The following is a 22,667-nucleotide window of genomic DNA, read 5'->3' on the forward strand; positions in this document are numbered from 1 at the left end:
AATATAATTAAAGATAGTTAATTGCGGCATGACAGATTGTCGACAATACTCTTTCGGTACGGAATTTGTAAATTAACCATCAGATGAATATTAACTTTTAAAAATTAAACAATATGATTTCACAGAGATTACAAGACGCTATAAATGCGCAGATTACAAGAGAGATATGGTCGGCCAACCTCTATCTCTCAATGGCTTTCTACCTCGACAAAGAAGGATTCAACGGCTTCTCGGCATGGATGAAAAAGCAGTCTCAGGAGGAGATGGAGCATGCTTACACCATGGCAGACTATATAATCAAGCGAGGCGGCATGGCCAAAGTGGGACAGATAGACAACGTGCCAGGAGATTGGAGCACCCCGCTCAACGTGTTTGAGAGCGTATACGAGCACGAGTGCAAGGTATCGCGCTGGATAGACGAGCTGGTAGACATCGCCATCGAAGAGAAAGACAAGGCATCGCAAGACTTCCTCTGGACTTTCGTACGCGAACAGGTGGAGGAAGAGGCCACGGCTTCGGGCATAGTAGACCGCATCCGCAAGATGGGCGACTCGGCCATCTTCAACCTCGACCAGCAGTATGGCGGCAGAAAATAAGAACGCCGCTCAAGGTTGACAACAACCTACACGACATAACCGAAAGAAGGCAAGGGCATGCAACATGCCCTTGCCTTCTTATTATAAAAAGCCGGTGACCGAAGGCTATCACTTGGAACCACAGTAAAAAACAAACCGGCCATGACTTTCCGTATCGTCAAATGTATCGCGATAAAATTTGGCATTCGCTACTTTTTAATGTAAATTTGCCGGCAACAAGTAAGCTTTCACAAACAGACAGACATGTTGAAACTTCATCATGAAACAAGTTACATACTGTTGGCAAATACATTCGCAGGAGGCAAATAAACAGACTTAAAACAAAAGAGACATGACATTTACATTACAATCAGCACCATTAACTCCGCATATTTATGCAATATCAGGAACCATAAAATATGATATAAGTCAGGACTTACAGGTCTGACCGGGTTTCCTTTACTTATGACGCATCGGTATTGATTGACATGCATGTTTGCGGGGCCTCACCATCGTGTGATGCCCCGCAAACCGTTTTATGACGGAATGTATATTTATGCAAGACTCTTATCCGACACATTATGACAAGCAAAAAAGCCTTTCATTTGGATACCCGTCACATTCCATTCAGCCGCTCGTTGCGATGCATTTAGATACCCATTGCAATGCAATGGGTATCTAAATGCATCGCAACCACTATACTTACTGTAAAAAGTATGTCTGCCATCATATCATCATCGCCATACATATCAAATATCAAAGTCTCGCCACATGCAAAACGGCTTTTCTTGCATAAATATACAACAACGGCATGATAGTGAAACATACGAATAATGTTTACATTAACACAGGCATACAAAACTTTGACCGCAAGCAATAATAAGCATACGGCATAAAAAGCAAAGGGAAGACGAAAAGGGAAAGCAAACAGAAACCACACTTGGGAAAAAGCGCAAAAACAGAAAAAAGAGAGTCAGGCTCGTGCACCTGACTCTCTTTTATATATTCAGACAACCGGATTTTATTTCATATCCAAATACCAGTTGCTTTCAACCGTCAGGTCCTTGACAGGATTCTTGAACGCAAGTTTCTTGGCCAGCCAACGACCACCGAAATTGGCACCGTAACCGGCCGGACTTCCGGAATAGCCACCGGTTCCCTTACCGTTCTTATTACGCGCGAGGCGCGCAAGGTCGGCAAAGCGGCTGCCCTCGAAAGCAAATTCCATCGCATACTCGTCGCAGATGATGTCTTCGACCGCATTGATTACGTCTTGCAGGCTCCATTTACCGAGACTGTTAAACTCCTTGTTGAGTTTCGCAAGCCGTGCGTCAAGCTCTTTCAACCTCCGGGTCTTTTCTTCATCACTCATCGAAGCGTCATTACCAACCGCATCAATTTCAGCCTCGACAGCCTGAATGTCTGCGGCGCGATCCACTACACTGACATTCCACTGCTCCCCGTCGAAAATATCTTGAAGCTCGGCAATCTTTTTCTCCACTTCAACAGACATCTTGTAAAGAGACTTATCGCCGGATATACCGTACTGGTCGCTGCATCCGTGGCGATGAATACCATAGTTATGATTTGTGCCCGTTCCGCTGAAAAGCTGAGACTGCTCGCTTCTTCCATCATTAGAGCAGAAAGGGATTTCCGTGGTCAGCATGTTCCACGTCTCATCGCGCACATACTGATATGAACGCATATTATCCGTAATGCCGTCTTTCAATATGGCAAAGGCGGCATCAGGATATCCCATGCGGTTCAAAGCCTCGGCCAAATGCAACCAGATGGTTGACGGACGGTAAAGTACGACACGGGGCAAAGCCTTTTTGGTAATATAAGTCTGCAAAATCTCCTCTCTTACATTATCACGGTTGATAACATCTATACGAGCGCGGGCGCGCATGTCTCCCACTCTCTTCAATACACTGAGCTGCGGGTCGATGGGATCGTTTGTCTGATAATAATAATCGGCACTGTCAGCAAGAAGATTATATACATCGGAAGCCACAATCTGCTTGTTCTTAAGATACACGCTGTCAATAATCTGCTCTGATTCGGGGTGTGAATTATAGTAATAATAATCAAAACCGAACAACTTGGGTATCTCCGTCGTATATCCGTTCAGACTCTTATCCGCCATCGGGATATATGTAATCGCACCCGATGATGTACCGTTGACAGAAGACAGGGTTGTTGACACATTATTGATCCTCGTTATCCATGTCATACCGGAAACACCTCCGGGAGTGAAATCATTAGGCAGATCCACGATTTCACCTGTATACCTTATATAAAAAAACGAACGCATATCCTCGGCAAGAATCTTGTTGCGGAACAGGAACTCATAATAGCATTTCGCAGCATCGGAGTAACGTCCCACCTCAAGATAAAGCTCTCCAAGAATGACATTTACAGGTATGCAGCAACGCTCCCAAATAAATTCATAATCTCCCAACTTAGATATAGAGTTACTATAAGGTATACCTGAGTTGCGGAACTGTATAAGCTGTGGAGCGAGCTCGTTTACAATACCTTCTATATCCAACATTGGAGAGTTGTCGTTCTCTATCTGTGAAAGAGAAGTCAAAGGATGAGTGAAGAACTTGACTTTCCCATAAGTACGGGCAAGCTGCAAATAAGCCCATGCACGATATGACAGAACAGCCGCATACTCGTCGAGTGTCACATTATATGCCCCGTCGTAAAGAGCGGTGTCACGATGAGCGAGATAATAATTGCAGTTGTTCACGACCTTATAATATACGTATGCGCTGTCATACTTATTGGTGGTAGTGGCTGAGAAGTTTGCCAGCTCCTGCAAGTTCCTGTCAGAATGGACCGTTGTCGTAGCCAGATCGCCACGCATCTCATTCTGAATCACATAAACCTCGGCTGCCTGCTGCATGGCCTGCATGATTCCTGCCACATAAAACAGAGAGTCGGTCTTTTGGTTTATTTCCGGCATTTCCACCTGACGGCCGCCATCCACATCAAGCATGTCATCACATGACGAGACCATGAGTGTCATCACGCCGGCAAAAAACAATATAATTTTTTTCATAATTCCTGATTTTGTTTAGAGGTTTATCTTCATTCCTAATGTAAACGCACGGCCCTGAGCGAGGTTGCCGCAGTCTATGCCCTGATACATCACACCATTGTTGATGCTGAACTCCGGATCATTGCCCAGATATTTCGTCAACGTGAAGAGGTTCACCGCCTCTGCCCACACGGAGAGTCCTTGCAGCCATGTGAAGTTCACCGGAACACGGTATGCCAACTTCAACGTCTTAAGACGAAGATAGCTTCCGTCCTCAATCCAACGGTCGCTGAATCTATTGTTACCCATCGGGTCGTTGAACATCACACGCGGCATATCGGTAACCTGTCCCTCATAGCGCCAGTGGTTTGTCATGGCAACCTGCTGATTGTAGAAGTTGCTTCCCGAGTTAAAAATCATGCGCTGGTAATTGAACACATCGTTACCGAGACTGTAATTGAAGTTCATGCTCAAAGTAAAATTCTTCCAGTTCACGGTGGCAAAGATATTTCCGTATATATCCGGATTGGGGTCTCCGATGACAAACCGGTCGTTACCGTCTATAATGCCGTTACCGTCTTTGTCTACGAAATGTACGTCACCGGCCTTGAAGTCGTGGCGTTGTCCGGTATTGTCCTCAATATAAAGATAACCGCCATTACCTGCCGATTTAGCCGCTGCGTCATCCGCGAACACGCCGGCAGTCTTATAGCCATAGAACATTGCCACGGGATTACCGACGGATGTAAGAATGTTGTTGTTGCCATATATTGAAGATGTATAATCTCCGTCAGGCAGTTTGGTCACCTCATTCTTGTAATGGCCGACACTCGCTCCAAGTTCTACATTCCAGTTCTTTGATACAACGGGCTTCACCGATACCGCGGCCTCAAAACCTGTATTCTTCAACTCACCCCCATTCGTCCAGTAACTGTTTATGCCGGAAATAGGATCGCTAAACGATTTCATTGTAAGCAGGTTGGTGGTCTTATGAATATAGTAATCGAAACTTACGCCTATACGGTTGTGGAGCAAATAGCTCTGGAAACCGACATTGAACTTATGTGTCTTCTCGCTCTGGATCTTGTCGTTACCTATGTTTACCAACTGCAAGGCCGGGAAACCGTTATACTTTGTCATGGCATAAACGGTACGTGCGGCATTGTTCATGATATCGTCATTACCGCTGACATCATATCCTGCATTGATACGCAAGTAATTGATGCCTGCATTCTTAGGAAACCACTTCTCGTTTGTGGCAACCCATCCGGCCTGTACACTCGGGTAAAGCTCCCATTTGGTACCGAACATGTCAAGACCGTCACATTCCACGCCGAAACGGCTGTTCGCCTCACCCAGCAATGAAAGAGTAAGGAAATAGCGGTTCATATAGTTATAGTCAACATTGCCATACCACTGAATCTGCTTCCATACATCATTTGCGCCGCCGGAAGTGTTTATATCGGAAGAACTTGCCGAGATATGAGGGTTCTTGTCATCCTGACGGCTCGTATACTGTGTGCTCATGGCATCACTGTCGAACGAGAAGTAATTATAACGGAAACCGGCATAAGCGCTTAACGTGTGCGCACCGAAGATATGGGAGAAATCGACTCTTGTGTCGCTTACGATATTATTTTCGTTCGAGAACAATGTGGAGAACTGGTTGTACACCGTGCCAAGATTTTTCAGTTCAAATCCGGGTACACCGGTACTCGGACGGGTATAACGCTGTGAATTACGGTTCAATACATAGCTGAACATTTCTGTAACAGACCAGTCACGACCCAATTTCAATGTAGGCGCAATCATTGCCTGGAAGTATGTATTCTCGGTATAGTTCCTGTTCACACCCTCAGCCTTCTCCAATATGGCAACGGGATTGGCCAAAGAATAGCCCTTGCCGATAGCGTCAAAAAGGTCGTCGCTTTCGCTCAGCAAACTTGAAAATCCGCCAAGATGGGTATTATACTGATAAGGAGTTACCAAAGGCGACTTGATTGCGGCGAGGAACGTGGGAGAAGTAGGTGTCGCCTTGGAAAAATCTTCCGGCACGCCATCGTTCTGGGAGTTTGTCGTTGTACGGGATATAGACATGTTGAACTTTGTCTTCAAGTTCTTCAAAATATCAATATCCGTATTGAAACGCACATTCATTCTGTTATAGTCATTTCCCTTCGCGGTACTCTCGCCGTCAACATAACCGACAGAAAGATTATACATGCCGACATCGTCTCCTCCCTGCACGTTAATACTGTAATTCTGGGTCAAAGCCGTATGATAAACAGCGTCCTGCCAATCGAAATCATTATGGTATGTATGATAATAGTATCCGTTGGGATCATCGTTGAGGAAGTTAAGAGACGGGGTGTTCTTGTCGATACCGTCAATCGTTCCCAATATCTCTGTCGCGTAATTACGGTACTGTGAGGCATTCATCATCTTCTGCAATCTCGGAACGAGACTCAGGCCGACAGATATGTTGGCATCGATACGGGTTGCCATGCTGTGACCGCGCTTGGTGTCAATAAGGATAACACCGTTACCTCCACGGGCACCGTAAAGAGCCGTCGCGTTTTTGAGCACAGTGACCTTCTCTATATCCGAAGGCATAACATTCGCCAGCATATTATTAACGTTGCCGCTATGCAACATTTCACGTCCCAGCTGCATATCCATCTCAACGCCGTCTACGATTACAAGCGGTTGAGAGCTGGCATTGATGGAGTTAAGACCTCTGATAAACATATTGTTACCAATGCCGACACTTCCCGAACGTTGTATGGAACGGAGATCTCCGGACAGACGGTTTTCTATTTCCGTATCTATCGTGAAATTATGACCTCCTGTCGCCGTAAAATCACGTGACGCTGTTATTGAGGTTCCGTCATTATACATCGGGCGGAACTTGTCGCTGAGCATATACACGACAAGTCCATCCTCCTTATCAGCGTCTATACCTACCTGCTGGGCAGAAAATTCCTGTGCATAGACATACAATGAGGTGGTAAACACCGGCACCTTTATAGTGAATGTTCCGTCATCGTCGGACATTGCCGTGTAGCGGCTGTTACCGAGTGCTTTCACCTGTATACCGCCCAACGGCTTTTTAGTGACTTCATCAAGAATAACTCCCTTTACAGTCTTCAACTGATATTTCTCCTGCTCAACCTTAGGACGCTTGGGAGCGGCTGCCACCTCGTCACCGGCAAGTTCGTCCTGAGCGAATACAGGCATGGCCAAACCTACTGCAATGAGGCAGAAAGCGTTTCTATGAAACGACTTCTTAATATTAAATATAATGCTCTTCATAATCATTCTTCATTTTTTAAGTATTCGTCATATTCAACCGGACGGAGAATAATACCGGCTATTTTCAGTCTGTTGGTATAATTCTTCTCCTTGCTGTTATACTTGTTACGGTTTATTCGCAAGTGAAGATAAGGATAAGCTTCCGTTGCCGAATAAGAATAAGGGAATACAATCTCTCCCACATGGAACGTATCAACCTTACCCAAATTTACCGAATCGGTAATGAGCTTGGCAAACTTCTTTTCCACTATCTTACCTCCTTCGCCGAAGTAACTGAAATTAACGTCAAACTGAGTAATCTTGTTTTCTTCACTCTCACCATAAACTTCCGGTAACAATACGACATATGCGTTATATGCCGCAGACCTCACCCCGTTGTTAAGTTTGAAATACATTTCCGGCCTGGAACTGTCATTAACCGGATCCAAAAGAAGATACCGTTGGATATCAGGGCCGTAAGTACCGCCAACAACATTAAAATTAGTCGGAGGAGTACAACCGGAATACAACGGGCGAACATCCTGGCTGAAAATACCGACATTGATCTCGGGACACCATGACTCCCATGGATGAACGGCAAGAGTATCGACTATGCGAACATATCCATTACTCATTTTAAGCACGTCACCGACCGTATGCGACAGGATTTCAGGCCCATTGGACAGCAAATTCCATCTAGTGGAACACAGTGTATCACTCTGCCATACATTGCCATTGTCGACTTCCGGCATCCATGAGTTATACTTGTTGGTATGAGTGAATGGCAGATTGCCTGCGATCCTCAAGCGTGTAAGTGAGTCTGACACATACTCGGACTGCACGGTCACAGGCAACGCCTGTCCCACCATATCCTCCGTCAATGGCAGATACTCGATCTTTCCGGCACTCGGATAGGTATAGCAGCTCTTTATTCTGTCATAAGATTTTTTATATGCCTCATCTGTGGGTATAAGCAATGTATAGACACTGTCCTCATTTGTCAGTTCTGCATTGAGAAGACCTGTACGCTCGTCCGTAAGCCTGTTTTTCTTTATTATGACAGAGTCACTGTATGTCTGCTGACCCAACGAATCTATCGGGCCGATGACACTCTTGCTCTCGTCAAAGTACAAGTATTCAAAATGCTTGAAATAAGAAGCCAGACTGTCACTTCCCGATTCAAATATATATTCGTATATATTCGGATGATATTCCGCATAACCGTCGATAATATGCAAAATACCGTTCACACTCGGGATATTCTTCTTTTCGATATTCAATCCGCCGTAAGTGTTGTTCTCCATAATGATTGACTTCTCATTGAGGGTATATACACGGCGTTCGTCACCGGTAGAGATATTATAGTTGTAGTTGGCCACATGATTTTTAATGAACCTCTCCACCAGAGTTTCCTTGTCCATCGCCAATAACGATGTATTATCGTATGTTCCGTCTTTCGGCGCCCACACTGTAACAAAACGTGAACTTTTGAGAACCTCATCATAACCACCTTTTTTCAACAGTTCGGCAAACTGCGTCAACTCCGGGTTCCCTGAGATATTATCCCAAAGAGTCTGCTGACTTTCAGTATTACCGCCCGTATAGGCCTCGTTGTAATCATCGAAGTCAGAACATGATGCGGCAAACATTGTCGCTGCCGCCATCATGCAATATATCAATTTATTTCGTCTCATATAAATTTCTGTTAGTATTTTTAGAACCAAGATTAATACATATCTTCCAGATAACGATCATTCTGCGCTACATTAACAGGCACGAACTCGACATAATCAATCTGGAACTTACGTTCCTTATTACCGTCATCAAGAACGGTCTTCAACCTAAGCCAATAATCCTGCTGTTTTAAATCGCGGGTATCCAATATTCTGCGAAGCTGGTGTAATTTGAATCGTGAAACAATACTGTTATCATTTTGTCTCCATATACATAGTGGTGCCCTCATGTACTTATGGGTGCGCATCACCCTGTCCGATTCAAGGCCTCTGTCTTCTTTTGCATCGGGATCCGCATAGATATCCACACATCCCATATCCACCACACGAGGATCATTAAAATCATTTTGCGGTATACGCATATCCAGCGGGATGTCGAGAGGCTGCATTGAAGATATGTCCGGTGTTTCTCCGAGATAATATTGAAGCATCGTACCGTGCATCATACAATCCAGGTTTATGCGAAGCTCATAAAGACCATCCGGAACCGGCGGCAATTTGATCGCAAAGTCAAATATACCCATACCCTGGAAACTGTCTCCCCTATATAATGAGTAGTTACTGTCGCCGGTCTTTGCAATAATATTCATGTCGATTTGAGTATTATTGCCGTTATAAACCTTGACATTATCAAAATAGTCCACGGGGAAACGCACACGGCCGGCGCCTTTACCGCCATTCAACACTGTAAGCTCATCGGTGTGCATTCCACGGAATCCGTTTGTGCATATTTCGGGAAGCATGGTCAATGCGTCAATACGTATTCTCTCATTCAGGACTCCCATAGGAACCTGAGAATTATAAAGCAGAATGTCGTCTATCGGATATATATAACCGTTAAGAGGGGCTATCAATGAGTCTGTCTGTATTTTACAACCTTTATATATGAGCCTGTGCATTCCATCCGAACCGAGTGTCTCCACTCCATCGGTAAGAGTGTTGTTCTCTACATATCTGTTGATATAAATCTTATTCTCTTTCTTCACTTTCCACGTCTTCATCAATGTCTTGGGAAGCATGGTCTCATAATAGTCATATACGTCTCCATTATATCCATATCCAGTTACCGTATTGTGATCCAAGGCCAAAATATCCTTGGACACCGCCGCCTTCAAGATATGGTATCTCATAAACATGTTCAACACATTGGTTTCTTTCGTATAATCATTACCTGTACTGACTGTTATACCGTTATTCCTGTAATAATCATACCAGCCTTCCGTTTCTGTTCTCTTATCTCCGGAAGCGGACTTTCCATACCATTCCTTCGCCTTCTCAACCAGATCGTCAAAAGTATGGATACCGTTTTTGGCAAACACGGCATCTGTCTCGGCAAACACCGTGAAGCCGACCTTGCACTCTGTCGGAGTATAATAGCCACTCACGGGAGCCGGTTTCTCTGCTTTAAGCTCTTTGTTCACGGCATCCAACTCATTAATAAGTCCTGTTGCCTCCAACGCCTTATAGAAGATGCTGAATCTGGCGGTATCCAATTGCAACTCTCTGACAATGGTCTTATTGGAACGAGGTATCACATGGTCAATGACATGTACGACACCATTCTCCACTTCATAATCACGCATGATTATAGCGGCCACTTCATTCAACACCGTAAGACCGTCAGCCCGTGTCGTTGTCGTGACGGTACGGCCGAGCAGGGTCCTGACACCAGAAGCGTTCATGTCTGTTGTCAGCTTCTTTGTTCCCAATATATGGAATAATGTAATATCGGCGCAAAGGCTGTCCGACAGGCCTTCAATGGAATTCTCAGTCATTCCATTATGCTCTATTTTACTCTCCTTATCGTTATAGAGGCTGTCAATATATCTCTCCACTGCCGCATTATTCGGAGCGAAACATGTATAATATTGCTGTGAGCCGCTTCCATAAGAACTCAATATTCTGTCGTAGCCCGCTCTCTTCAATATATAATTGAAATTGCTGAATGCCGTATCGTTATTTACGAGAAAATCCTCAATTGTCTCACCGGTAAAAGTATAAAGGTTTGACTCATCGATGTCCTCGCTACAAGATGACATGGTAAGGCAAACGGGAAAGAACAATGCCCCCGCAGCCTTTAACAATGATTTAAATATATTCATTTTCATAATTAATTGTCATTATTAATTCTTCACATAAGCATCATTCTCCTTATACGCAGGATTTTGCTTCAATAAGGAATTGACCTTTATCTCACTATTCAATACAGGGAAATAAAGGAATGGTTCTGTCGGCATCTTGAACGTTGCGGCGGCATTTCCCTCAGACATGCCTCTTGTCATTAGATCCATCATAGGTCCGTAATTCTTTACCATCGCTTTTGCGTCAGAACTGATATTTGCTAAAATCTTATCTGCCTGTATACCTTCTACGTGACGGTAATTGAATCTCATCAGATCGAAATAACGCTTACCCTCAAAACACAACTCACGCAAACGCTCTGCCAACACCAACTCTTCCATTGCGGCCTTGGTATTATATGTGCTGAATTTCAAAGTGTCGGCATCACCAAGAGTAGTAAGAGCAAGCGAACGCTTGTTAACTTCATTGACAAGAGTAAATGCTGTACGCAAGACATCCGCTTCTTCCACCTCACTCTCCGAATCGTCCTGAGCGACTTCTGCCTCAGGCGCAAGCTGTACAAGTGCCTCCGCTTTCATCAGCATCACATCGGACAAACGGTAGACAATCCAGTTCTGGCCGACATCGGCATAGGGACGTGCGACTCTTGATGTCACAGGCTTTTGGGTTGTCTCATCATTACCTGTAGTTTGGGTTGATACCATTTTGAACACATCCAATTCCGTCTGATCGGAAGATTTCACATTATAACAACTCTCATACCATCTGTAATCTTTATCCTTTATATAAATGTAATCATCTCCGACTTCATTGAAATTTAACGACGCTCTCATCAAACCATTCGAACGTGCCCTATCATCATAATTCCAATAACTGTTACGCAGACCGAAATTATCATCATTACGTCCGTCCATCTGCAATTCGAAGATGCTCTCACGGGAATTACCCTGAATAAACACGTTACGATATACTTCTGAGCCATTATATATGAGGTTGGGCCACTTACGATCCTGCAACATGAAATCGTCAGAAGTCGACTGCTTCTTTGAATTGAGAACCACATCGCAATACTCAACGCACTTCTGGTAATCGCCGGCATCATGGGTCATAGAGCCTCTCCACAAATATACATCCGCAAGCAATGCCGCAATACCTTCACGATTAAGATAACCTACACGGCGCCAGTCTGTATATCCTAATGGTGACAGAGGTGTCTTTATCGCCTCTTCCAAATCAGCGATACACTTGTTCAATACGGTAATAGGCGCCTGTTGGGGTATCTCAAAATTCTGACTGCTCACAAAATAAGCACCCGGCGTAACCGGCACATCGCGGAAAGCCCTCACAAGGTAAAAATAACACAACGAACGCAAAGCAAGCATCTGCGACCTGTCAGTATTCAATGTGTTTACCGTATAAGACGGGTCTATGTTCACCACACCGGGAGCACGCTCCAATACAAGGTTGCACTTATTGATCACATTATAGAAACTCGCCCAATCCGCATACAGGTTGTTATGGGTCATGTTACCGGCTTTTATGTCTCTAAGAGCTGTTTCCTTGCCGTTATTGAACGTCTGCACGATAGGATTCAACTCGTCTGAACGGAAACTACCCCACACGATGCAACGCTCTATCACACCTTCCGAGCACATGGCCTTATATGCGCTATTAACCATGGCCGACACATCATCCCTGCTCTTCCACATGTCTTCACCGATAGTAATGTCATCCGGCAATACCACAGTGTCTATACAAGATGTTGTCAAGAACCCGGACAATATGAATAATATATATTTTTTCATTGTCTTCATCTTTTCTAAAATTCAAGTTTATCAGAACCCTACATTAATACCAAGCGTGAACGATTTAGCACGAGGTGTCTTTGCCTTATCTTCGGCAAATCCCCAGCCACTTGCTGAATGTTCCGGATCAGAACCGCTGTACTTGGTCCAGCAATAAAGATTATTTGCAGAAGCGTAAATCTTGAATGTGTTAAGACCTAACTTCTTTGTCATCGTTTTCGGCATGTCATAGGTCAACTGCACATATTGGAAACGGACAAAAGAACCGTCTTCCACATATCTGTCGGAACCCATCCAGTTGAAAGCGACCTCATTACCATACATTGCCCGCGGTATCGGAGTGTCATCTCCATCCTTACGCCAACGGTAATTGACAGTAGCGCACTGATTATAAGCCGTTGACATCTTTTCCAATTCCATACGCGCGAAATTCACGACTTTATTACCGAAGCGATAGTTGAAGTTGGTACGCAATGTAAACCTGTCATAGCGGAAAGTAAATCCGAAACCTCCATTTACCTTAGGCATCGAATTACCAAGATAAACAACATCAAGACTGTTTATCTGTCCGTCATGGTTGACATCCTCATAAATAGCGTCACCACCCTTGAACTCATAGTTTCTTGTGGCATAGTCGAAGACCATGTGCATAGGTGTCCCGTCTGCATTCATCAGCACCTTTCCGTTCTTGTCTCTTGCCACAGGCGCAGTATTGCCGGCCGCAAGCTGCTGATTGATCCAATTTTCAAAAGAGGCGTTGGTCGGGAATTCAGAAGGATGTTCCTTTCTGTAATTTATCAAATACTCATAAGAATACTTATAAACTCCCTTATATCTGTAACCGTAAATAGAACCGAGCGGGTTACCCACCTGGACACGATTCAGATAAAGTCCGTTCTTGTTCGACCATTCCGTATTTACGGATGCCAACACCTTGTCATCCATCTCAGTGATTTCATTGAAGTTCTGAGACACGTTTATATTGGCACTGGCAGAGAACTTACCTGCCTTTATGATATTATTCAGACTTACGTTCAACTCCCATCCCTCATTGCTCATCTCGCCGACATTCGAATATGCCAAGGTTGCATAACCCGCGGTAGAAGGAATGCGCACGTCTTTCATCAGCAAGTCTTTTGTTGTCTTCTTATAGTATTCAAACTCAGCCTCAATCTTATCGTCGAGCAATCCAAGGTTAAATCCTAAGTTATAACTTGTCGTTGTTTCCCATTTGAGGTTATCAAGTTTCAAACGCAACATTGTTGTCGTGGGAGCACCGGAACCTGTACCATAGTTTCCGGCGGCAGTGTTATATGCCTCGTAGAACAAAGATTCCGAACTCGGCGCATTACCAACCTTACCCCAGCTGGGACGGAAAGCAAGCATCGAGACTACCTTACGAATAGGTTTCATAAACGGTTCGTCAATAATGTTCCAACGTCCGGATACACTTGGGAAATAAGCCCACTTGTGCTCAGGACCGAATTTTGAGTCACCGTCTGCACGCAACGTAACGCCAAGTGAATAACGGCTCTTGTAAGAGAAATGACCCGTATAGCTCCAGCTTTGCGATTTGGACTTGCCGGTACTGCTACTTGTCCCATCATCAATAAGCACACCCAAGGATGGAATGTCGAGTCCCGGAGGAGTCAGATATCCCGTCTCATATTGTTGGCTGCTCGTACTTGTTTTTATCTGATAACGGAACTTCATTGTTGCCGTCCAGTCTTCATTCTTGAAATGCGGTGTGAAAGTAAGGTCATTGGTGAAAGTAAATCCCATTGAGTTACTTTCCAAATTATACGACCTGTTATAGTTCTTTGAATCCATGTTGTCTGTTGACAACTCCGCCGGATAATAACTGGGCTTGCTGTTTGCGTAAATATCAAAATACACGTCGCCCCTATATGTAAGACGGCTCTTTCCTTCCTCTATTCCAAGCAATTCATATTGCAGACTGAAATCAGGGTTTACACGATAGACATTCTCTTTTGAAAATGCAAGATTTGCTATTGCGACAGGATTGCCAAGAGCACGTATATCCTTCAACTCCTCCGATGACGGATTACGTACGCCCGAACTTGGATTCATTATATAATATTCATTCGTATCCTCACCGTTGGCATTCTGACGATAGATACTCATATTGGGGGCCATCTTCTGAGCCAGACCGAGCAAGTCGCTGTAATTCTTATTGTTATTGGTATAAGTGAAAGCAAATGTTGTCATGAACTTGATCCGCTCACTTACAAAATAGTCAAGGGCAAGACGTGTCGTAAAACGATTCAACGTCTGCTTTATGATAGTACCCGTCTGATGGTCATATCCGGCTGATATACGGAAGTTTGCTTTCGATCCACCACCCGTGAGGTTCAGGTTGTAGCTATGCATCTGTCCGAACTGGGTGACAGCGTCTACCCAATCCGTATTGTTGTTCCAATTCTCATAGTCGCCCCAACTCTTTACATAGTTCAACTCATTGATATTAATCGTAGCGTCAGACTGTTGCGTCGGATTATATATTTCCTCCTTCATAAGCATGGAGTAATTGTCACCATTGAGAAGCTCATATCCCTTGGGCTGCCAGTTGCCGGTGAACTTATACGAGAAATTGACCCTTGTCTTTCCACGTGCGCCACGCTTTGTCTTTATCTCAATTACACCGTTTGCGCCACGCGATCCCCAAATGGCAGTGGAAGCGGCATCTTTAAGGACCGTGATACTCTGTATGTCTTCCACATTCACTGAAAGCAGAGAAGCATAATCTTCGTCAGTAGCATTTTCAACATCAAAATCAGGAGCGTCATAAATCTGGTCATCAACGACAATCAAAGGATTCTTATTACCATTAATTGATGTCACGCCACGCAAACGCATCTGGGTGCCGGAACCGAGGTTACCGGAACCGACCACAATATCAAGACCCGCTATCTTACCCTGCAATGCCTCATCGGCACTGGTGAAGGAAAGTCCTTCAACATCGGCCATATCCATTGTCTGCTGAGCCACGGAGACTTCGCGTTTCGGAATGGAAAGACCGCCGGAATTAGACTTGCGCTTTGCAACGACCTTCACTTCTTGCACTGTTGTCTGCGAAGAGAGGTTCTCATTAAATTTCGTACGTGTACCGATGGATAATACTTTCGTCTTGGCTCCCACGTAGGAAATAACCAACTTGTTTTTCGGATTCTTGACAACCATAGAGAAATTACCGTTGACATCCGTCACCGTTGCCGTCACGATACGGTTGTTGGCATCACGCTCAACAACATTCGCCATCATAACAGGTCCGAAATTATCTGTTATCGTACCTGATATTCGTTGCCCTTGCGCCATCACAGCCTGTACCATGACAAGCAAAATGGCAGTAAGCATTAATTTTATCTTTGGCATATTATATATCTTTACTTTTATTATTTTAGATTTATTAATCTACAATAAATGCAGCGCCTCGGCATAGTCAAAATAAATTTTGTTTCTGCTCTCGGCTTGCGATTTACTTGTGATTCTTTGAAGCGGAAACTTCTGTACTTCCCTTGCTGTAATCAACAGCCTTGTTATAGCTCAGAGGTTTCGTAAGTTCATGAACGACCGCAAACGAAGACGAACTTGCATATGATGCCTTGGAAGTATTTTCCATGACAAACTCGAACTCCCGGGTCATTTCATTGACAAGACCGGTCGACGCCGATATTACCTTTCGCTCATCCGTGGCATCCCTGATTATTATCTGTCCGTTGCCGCCACTTATACTCAATTCCTGACTTATGCTATTGTCATTGACAAAGAATGTAATGAAATTACCTGTCTCAACCTCATTGTCAACATAAACGGAAGTATTCTGGAAATGATAACGTGTAAAAGCCTTTATTGCCTCAACCATGGCCCTAACCTCTTTTTTAGCCTCTATGGCATCATCCGTCTCTTCTTCCTGTTCAGCAAACTTGACATACAGTTCGTTTACCGTTTCCCACTTAGGCAGTCCATGCTCATAAGCGAACTTCATCGCCTCATTATTAGGCGCAAATACAGTATAGTTATAGCTGTTGAAGAATTTCACATTCAGGTCTATACACCCTTTTTTCGCATTACGCTGGTTAGGATTGTAGAATACCTTATATCTGTCAACGGCATAAATACCGGTTTGCGGATCTTTCGATTTGGAAATTCCGGCCCAGTCAAGAATATCATCATCGAAACCGTTACACAACTCGAAGAACTCGCTAAACTGCGGTTTCTCGCTCAATACACCGTACACGCTCTTTGTCGGGCCGTGTATAAGCCTGTCTACCGAATATGAACGACCGTTCTTCTGGATATATTCTTCCGTTATGTTGGATACCGGCATCACGCCATTAATCTGGTTTCCTGACACGACTGTCTTATTGTTCATATCCACTATAACAGTACCGCCGTGCTTGGTCTTGTAATACTTATTGTTTCCAAGCACCTCGCCATCCTTCAATACCACAGTGTTATACTGCACGATATCAGACAGGTGTGACTTGACAACAGGCCAGTTTGTCTGGTTCGCCGCACCTTCTATTTCGAATATGACGGAGTCAGACGCGACACCTGTCTGTATGTCATATTTCCACCTGGAAACACCTATACCCGACTTGGAAGTCGGAGAATAATAATAATGATATACATAAGGAGAACCTATCAACTGTCCGTTTCTCTTTATCAAAGATGCCGGATCAAGATAATAAGCGTCAAAAGCCTTGTCAGTCGGAAGGAACAAGGCATAGTTTGACGATGTCGTCAACAAATAGGCATAAAAGTCCAAACCAAGGGCGAATGCGTTATTAAACGTCTGATTCTGTATGATCCAGTTTATCATGTGCATCTCTTTGTTGAACAAAGCCGGTGCCGAGACCACAACATAAGCCTTCGGGCCAAACACTTTATTGGTCGTATAAATAACACCATTATTGGCAATCTTTATATCATAACTGTTATCATCCTTTTTCTTGATGTCATCAAGTGTTATACCCATCAAGTCCTTTGCGTCATCAACGATAGAGTTGAACTTACTCGGAACTGCCGCGGCAAAAGAAGTTCTCAGCATATTGGATATGAACTTCGCAAGGATATTCATCGGAACATCGTCAAGATTGCGCTTTAAGTTTTCTTTCGTATTAGGCAATGAGCCATAAGTATCTATTATAGATTTGCCTTCATCCTCTGTAAAATACTTTATCAGAGCCTCATCTTCCGGAGCAAATGCCACGGCAAGATCCGTAAGGAATGTTTCAGGCTGACCGCTTTGCGTCGGCGCCACATAAAACTCGTTCCATCCCGGATCAAGATTCAACAGATATTCATTTATCACGTCAGCGCCATTCACATCTTTATCAAAAGCAGCGTTTCCTTGTGACAAGCGGCTTTGGTAACGGACTTCAAATATCGAGTCGGGAGCCATCTGGTCGGCCGGTATGGCACCTATCGCTTTCTGCGAATTATACCAATCGGCATAGTCATTTGTCACCTTCTGGTTGAATACCGGCACTGCGAAACGGTCAAGCATATGGCTGAAAAGAGACAAATTGGGAGTCTTCTTCAATACCTGCGCCATGTTTCCCGGGGGTGTTATCACATTCTGCACCTGATGTATATATCCGTTCTGGCAGGTAACATCCTGTGCGAGCACTCTTTCTCCGAATATGTAGGCATCACCTTCCTTGTAGTCTCCTCCGGTAATAAGCGAAAAATCGTTATTAGAGCCGGCAGTTGTTATACTATTGTTGAGCATATACTCACGGGTGAAATGCACCAACATGGGCTTTGTCGCGTCTGAGACCACGGCCACTCCTTTCTGAAATCTTGTCCAGTTAGGATTATTCTCTCCGTAAGCAGCCAAAACGGCAGGAAGTGTCTGGTATGAAGTAACGGTATCGATAACACTTGTAGATGTGGCATGCTTCAACGCACGTCCCTGAACAACACCCGTGGAAGAGCTTGTATTGGATAACATACCGATGAGAAGCGCATTGTCAAGCATCGAAGAATACAGAAGCATTTTCTTCTGGGCTGCTGAAAGGTCTTCATATCTTTTCACGCCCGGCCATGTCTCACTGGCGAAAAAGCGGGCAAAAGCCTCGTCGTTTGCCGGGAATACGGTCTTACTACCCGTACGACTCAACGTCTCGGTATATCCCAAATCATCGACCAAACGAAGATATGTTTTAAAAGAACCGGTAAGTCCCTTGCCGGGATCCGGATTTTTCAACTCGCCGTATATACTCGAGCCAAGCCATCCCGGTAACGATTCTTCATCCACAAGTTCGTTCTTGTCCACACAAGAAGACAATACTCCCATGCAGACAAAAGAAAAACAAAAGATGAGTTTTCTCATAAAGTTTTAATTAATAAGTTATTATTTTATTGCAGTAGTTTCAAGACGGGCACAATGCCCCCTAATAGATTTAGCCACAAAGATAATATAAAATAAATTCATAAACAATAATTTTTTGTAAAAAATCAAGTTTTATTTTAAACCGGATAAACGTCTGTAATGATAAATAAACTATTGAACATACGCCACACCTCGCCGCAATATATAAACAAAGTGGGAAAGACGTTAATCTTTCCCGCTTTGTAATAAAGTATGTTTATTCAAGATTTGCAAGATAGTCACCTTCTACAAACACTTCCCATTTATTGTTATACTTACCGTATCTAATAAGTGTTTTCTCGCCCAAAGTTGCAATACAGTAGCATTGGAAAGTTCTAGAAACCTTTTCAAAATAAGCATCGTCGCCATCATGGTCTCTCAAATCATTAAAAGTATATTTCTCTTTACTTGCCCAAATGGCAATTTTATCACCAACATTCATAGTATAATGGTATCCTATACCGTTTTCATTATCATAACGATAAGCAACAGACGACCTTAATCCTCGCTCATCAAAGTGAATCCTTGTTTTCCCATCACAGATAGCGTCATATTGGGAATAGTCCGACACTGTTATCAGATTTCTTTCATCGTCTTCATAAAAGGGGAACGGATTCCGGTCACCGAATGCACGTCCATCTGCTTCTGATATAATGAAGGTCTGAAACTTTTCGCCATAATTATCATATATATCGAACTCCAAATAGTAGTCGTTTCCTGTTGCAGCTCTTGTCTTAGCCCCTTTTGCGGTAGATGAATTTGACGCCGCAAGTTTTTGGTTTTTCTCGGTGTCTGTGCCATACATCTCATCACCATTATCACAAGACACTGCCAATCCTCCAATCAAGAGGATAAAAATATAACTGAAAATGTTTTTCATTATCTCTGTTTTTTTAGTTGGTTTATAAAAAAGGCAGGGAAAAAGCATAATAGCCTCTCCCCCGCCCAAAACTCAATAGTAAGCTTATTTATTTTTTATCATAATTATTTTACAACGTATTTCTTACCGTTCATGATATAGATACCCTTAGCAAGACCTTTGAGAGATGTTGCATTGGCACGTACCTTAACACCATTGAGGTTGTAGATATCGCCACGGTTCATGTTTTCAGTGGCTGTTACATCAGAAATACCTGTCTCATAATCCTCGATAGAACCGAGATAGTAGAGATGTGAAGAACCGAAGTAAATCAGACCAAGCTGAACGGCATTCTCTTCTCTCATTGGCTTCTCCAAACCTACACGGATTACACCGGGAGTCTCCAACGCATTAATGTCGGCAATCTTAGTTATTATGGAGAACTTGGTTACATGACCCGGGAAAGCCATTGAGTTACCATCTCCTATTCCGGGAGTATACACCTCAATAGAATCGTTATTCATAAACAGGTATGTATCAGAATGTACGCCTGTTGTATCAGTCCAGCTACTATTGTTTACAGCACACTCGGCAACATACATGTATACACCGTTTCTCGGAGCGTCAACATCCTGCCAAGCCCACTTGTAGTCTGTCGCTGTTCTTCCTCTGTTGAAGTATGCGCAATATCCGTCTGTAAAATCTCCATTTGATTCGAACTTCCAATTAGATTTTCCGGGAGTAGACGCTCCTCCGTCCTCTGTCCAACCCTCGGTATTCTTCTTTTGGAATGAGTTGTTTACCAAAACAACCTCTGCCGGTGTTTTAACAGAAGCATTAGCCAAACCGTAAGCCAAGCGAGCCTCTATCAAAACAACATCCTGTCTTACCAGTTCTGCCGAGTCACGGCTTGTCTCTATCTGAGCTTTGTAATAATCCTCAGCTACTTTAATGGCAGCGCCGAACTCTTCCTTACCTTTCGAACGGTTTTCGTCTGCGAGTTCGTTTTTACACACTGCTATATCATTACCGAGCTGAACATACTCTGTGTTAAGAGTATAAAGAGCACGGATAGCGTCACGCATATAGTTCATCTGCTTATCCAATGCGTCGATACATTCCTGTGTAAGATCCGTATTTGCGGCATAAACAGCCTCAGACACAGCGATGGAGTCACGAAGAACAGTCTTGCCGAATACATACATATCCTTACCGGCGACAACGATTGCTGAGTCTGTCATCACTCTCAGAGCATTGCGTGAAGCGGCAAGTTTTCCTTTAAGGAAATAACCTTGCAGTTCCGCCTCAGACATACCCAACACACGGATCTCGACATTGTCAAAGTCTATACGGCCGCCACCGCTGTGACCTTCATAATTTGCTGTTTCGCATTGACCTATTGTCGGATATGTGAAACCGATTGTCTTAACACCGTCTTCATTAATATCAAAAACGTGCATATATACGTTGGCTCTTCCACACTCAACGTTCTCCATCGCGATGGTATCATTATTGATAAAATACTTCAAACCGTCAACTGGAGAATGGAAGTCTATATGATAATAGTTGCTGCTGCTACCTTTTCCGTCCTGGAAATACTTGTTGGCCATACCGCGGACTATATAAAGATATTTGCCTGCGGGAAGATCCTGACCTTGCGAGAAAGCACTTGTATTCAAAGCATAGTTCGCACCTATTTCAGCAACGAGGTGATTGGTAGTCATGTTATATTTCGGCTCTGCGACACCCCATCTTTCATTACCAGTCGATGATGTCCAGCCCTTTGCTATACCTTTACCGGGATTGATTTTAGCCAGGTCATCGAAAGTGAAGTTCGTAAAATAAGACGACGCGTCTGCCGAGTTGGCGTTAAGGAATTCGGATACGGGGCCACCCTCACCGAATATACCATCCATGAAAGACTCTACGTCAGCCACAGTCATATCCCCCCCCACTAATCCTTTCAGGTCGGCAAGCGGCTCTTCGAGCAAATCACGCTCATTGGGGAAGTTTGCCTCGTCATTCTTATAAAACTCGATCTGGCTTATCGCATCCTTGATTATACGGTCGTCACCTACCTGCTTGGCTTCATATATACCGAAGTCAGTATAAGAGTCGTTTACGACAAGGTTAAAGAAGAACACGTTCAGATACACGGCAGAATCAGCCCTGTAATCCATTGTTCTCTCGTACCAGTCGGCTGAACATGTTCCGAAGCTGAATATGCTTGCCTTGATTTTCGCTCTATCCTCGGTGCCTTTTGTCATAGGCCATGAACCATCGTCATTTACAAACACATTCTGATAGTTATTGTTACGGTCAAGCGAGACAGAGGAGATACGCGGCGTAACAAAAGCCTTAGTTTTGTAAGTCACGATATAAGTGGTATTCTCCTGTACCGCGACAGACTGTCTGAAGTTTGTTGATGTGGCAAAACCGTCAGACTTCTGTATTCCGCCCGCAATGGCCGTCAGGCACGCCATACCGCCGGGTCCGTCGTTGCTTACCGCAAATGTATCGGCAGACAATGGCTCACCGCCCGCATTTGTCCAACCTTCCATGCCCTTGGAGAAATCTCCGTTTGTCAACAGGTTCTTACCGGTGATTTGGAATCGGCCATTGGGTGTGTACACATACTGACCCACCTCATAAGCAAACGATCCCACCGCACCAATAGCTGCGGCAAACATTAAAAGTAATCGTTTTTTCATTTTGTTTTGTTTAATATTTAAGTTAATAGATAAATTGATAATAGTTGTAATGAATAATATTCGGTTGCAAATATATGATTTTTTATCCGTTTACACCACCGAATTTTGCTTTTTTAACTTTAAAATCACACATCCGTCAATGGTCCTTGCCTATGGCATCAATGGGCA

The 22,667-nt window shown here is 43.8% G+C and carries 10 protein-coding genes; 1 reads left to right on the plus strand and 9 read right to left on the minus strand.

Features of this window, described 5'->3' with window-relative positions; genetic code table 11:
- The first annotated feature begins 113 nt into the window (after positions 1-113).
- Positions 114-596: a ferritin gene (locus tag MoGM_RS11605; protein WP_104370212.1), complete on the plus strand. Its 483-nt coding sequence runs from the start codon at positions 114-116 to the stop codon at positions 594-596.
- A 1,000-nt stretch (positions 597-1,596) separates the two neighbouring features.
- Here MoGM_RS11605 and MoGM_RS11610 read toward each other — a convergent pair.
- From MoGM_RS11610 to MoGM_RS11650, 9 genes are all read right to left on the minus strand, one after another.
- On the minus strand, positions 1,597-3,642 hold the full coding sequence (locus MoGM_RS11610) for a hypothetical protein (RefSeq protein WP_104370213.1): 2,046 nt from the start codon (positions 3,640-3,642) through the stop codon (positions 1,597-1,599).
- Positions 3,643-3,657: 15 nt separating this feature from the next.
- On the minus strand, positions 3,658-6,933 hold the full coding sequence (locus MoGM_RS11615; RefSeq protein ID WP_104370252.1) for a SusC/RagA family TonB-linked outer membrane protein: 3,276 nt from the start codon (positions 6,931-6,933) through the stop codon (positions 3,658-3,660).
- A gap of 2 nt (positions 6,934-6,935) precedes the next feature.
- Entirely contained in the window at positions 6,936-8,606 is a 1,671-nt protein-coding gene (locus MoGM_RS11620; RefSeq protein WP_104370214.1) for a fasciclin domain-containing protein, read from the minus strand.
- Positions 8,607-8,638: 32 nt separating this feature from the next.
- Positions 8,639-10,747, minus strand: a complete 2,109-nt coding sequence (locus MoGM_RS11625; RefSeq protein ID WP_158249607.1) for a fasciclin domain-containing protein — start codon at positions 10,745-10,747, stop codon at positions 8,639-8,641.
- Positions 10,748-10,768: 21 nt separating this feature from the next.
- Positions 10,769-12,532 carry a RagB/SusD family nutrient uptake outer membrane protein gene (locus MoGM_RS11630; protein ID WP_158249608.1) on the minus strand — a complete coding sequence of 588 codons (1,764 nt, stop codon included), beginning with the start codon at positions 12,530-12,532 and terminating at the stop codon, positions 10,769-10,771.
- A gap of 30 nt (positions 12,533-12,562) precedes the next feature.
- On the minus strand, positions 12,563-15,925 hold the full coding sequence (locus MoGM_RS11635; protein ID WP_104370217.1) for a SusC/RagA family TonB-linked outer membrane protein: 3,363 nt from the start codon (positions 15,923-15,925) through the stop codon (positions 12,563-12,565).
- A gap of 103 nt (positions 15,926-16,028) precedes the next feature.
- Complete coding sequence (locus tag MoGM_RS11640; RefSeq protein WP_104370218.1) at positions 16,029-18,890, minus strand: fasciclin domain-containing protein; 2,862 nt, start codon at positions 18,888-18,890, stop codon at positions 16,029-16,031.
- Between the two features lie 256 nt (positions 18,891-19,146).
- Entirely contained in the window at positions 19,147-19,809 is a 663-nt protein-coding gene (locus tag MoGM_RS11645; protein ID WP_146078729.1) for a hypothetical protein, read from the minus strand.
- Between the two features lie 104 nt (positions 19,810-19,913).
- Entirely contained in the window at positions 19,914-22,499 is a 2,586-nt protein-coding gene (locus tag MoGM_RS11650) for a hypothetical protein (RefSeq protein ID WP_146078730.1), read from the minus strand.
- Positions 22,500-22,667 lie beyond the last annotated feature (168 nt).

This window comes from Prevotella sp. MGM1 (genome assembly GCF_002933775.1).
Lineage (GTDB): Bacteria > Bacteroidota > Bacteroidia > Bacteroidales > Bacteroidaceae > Prevotella.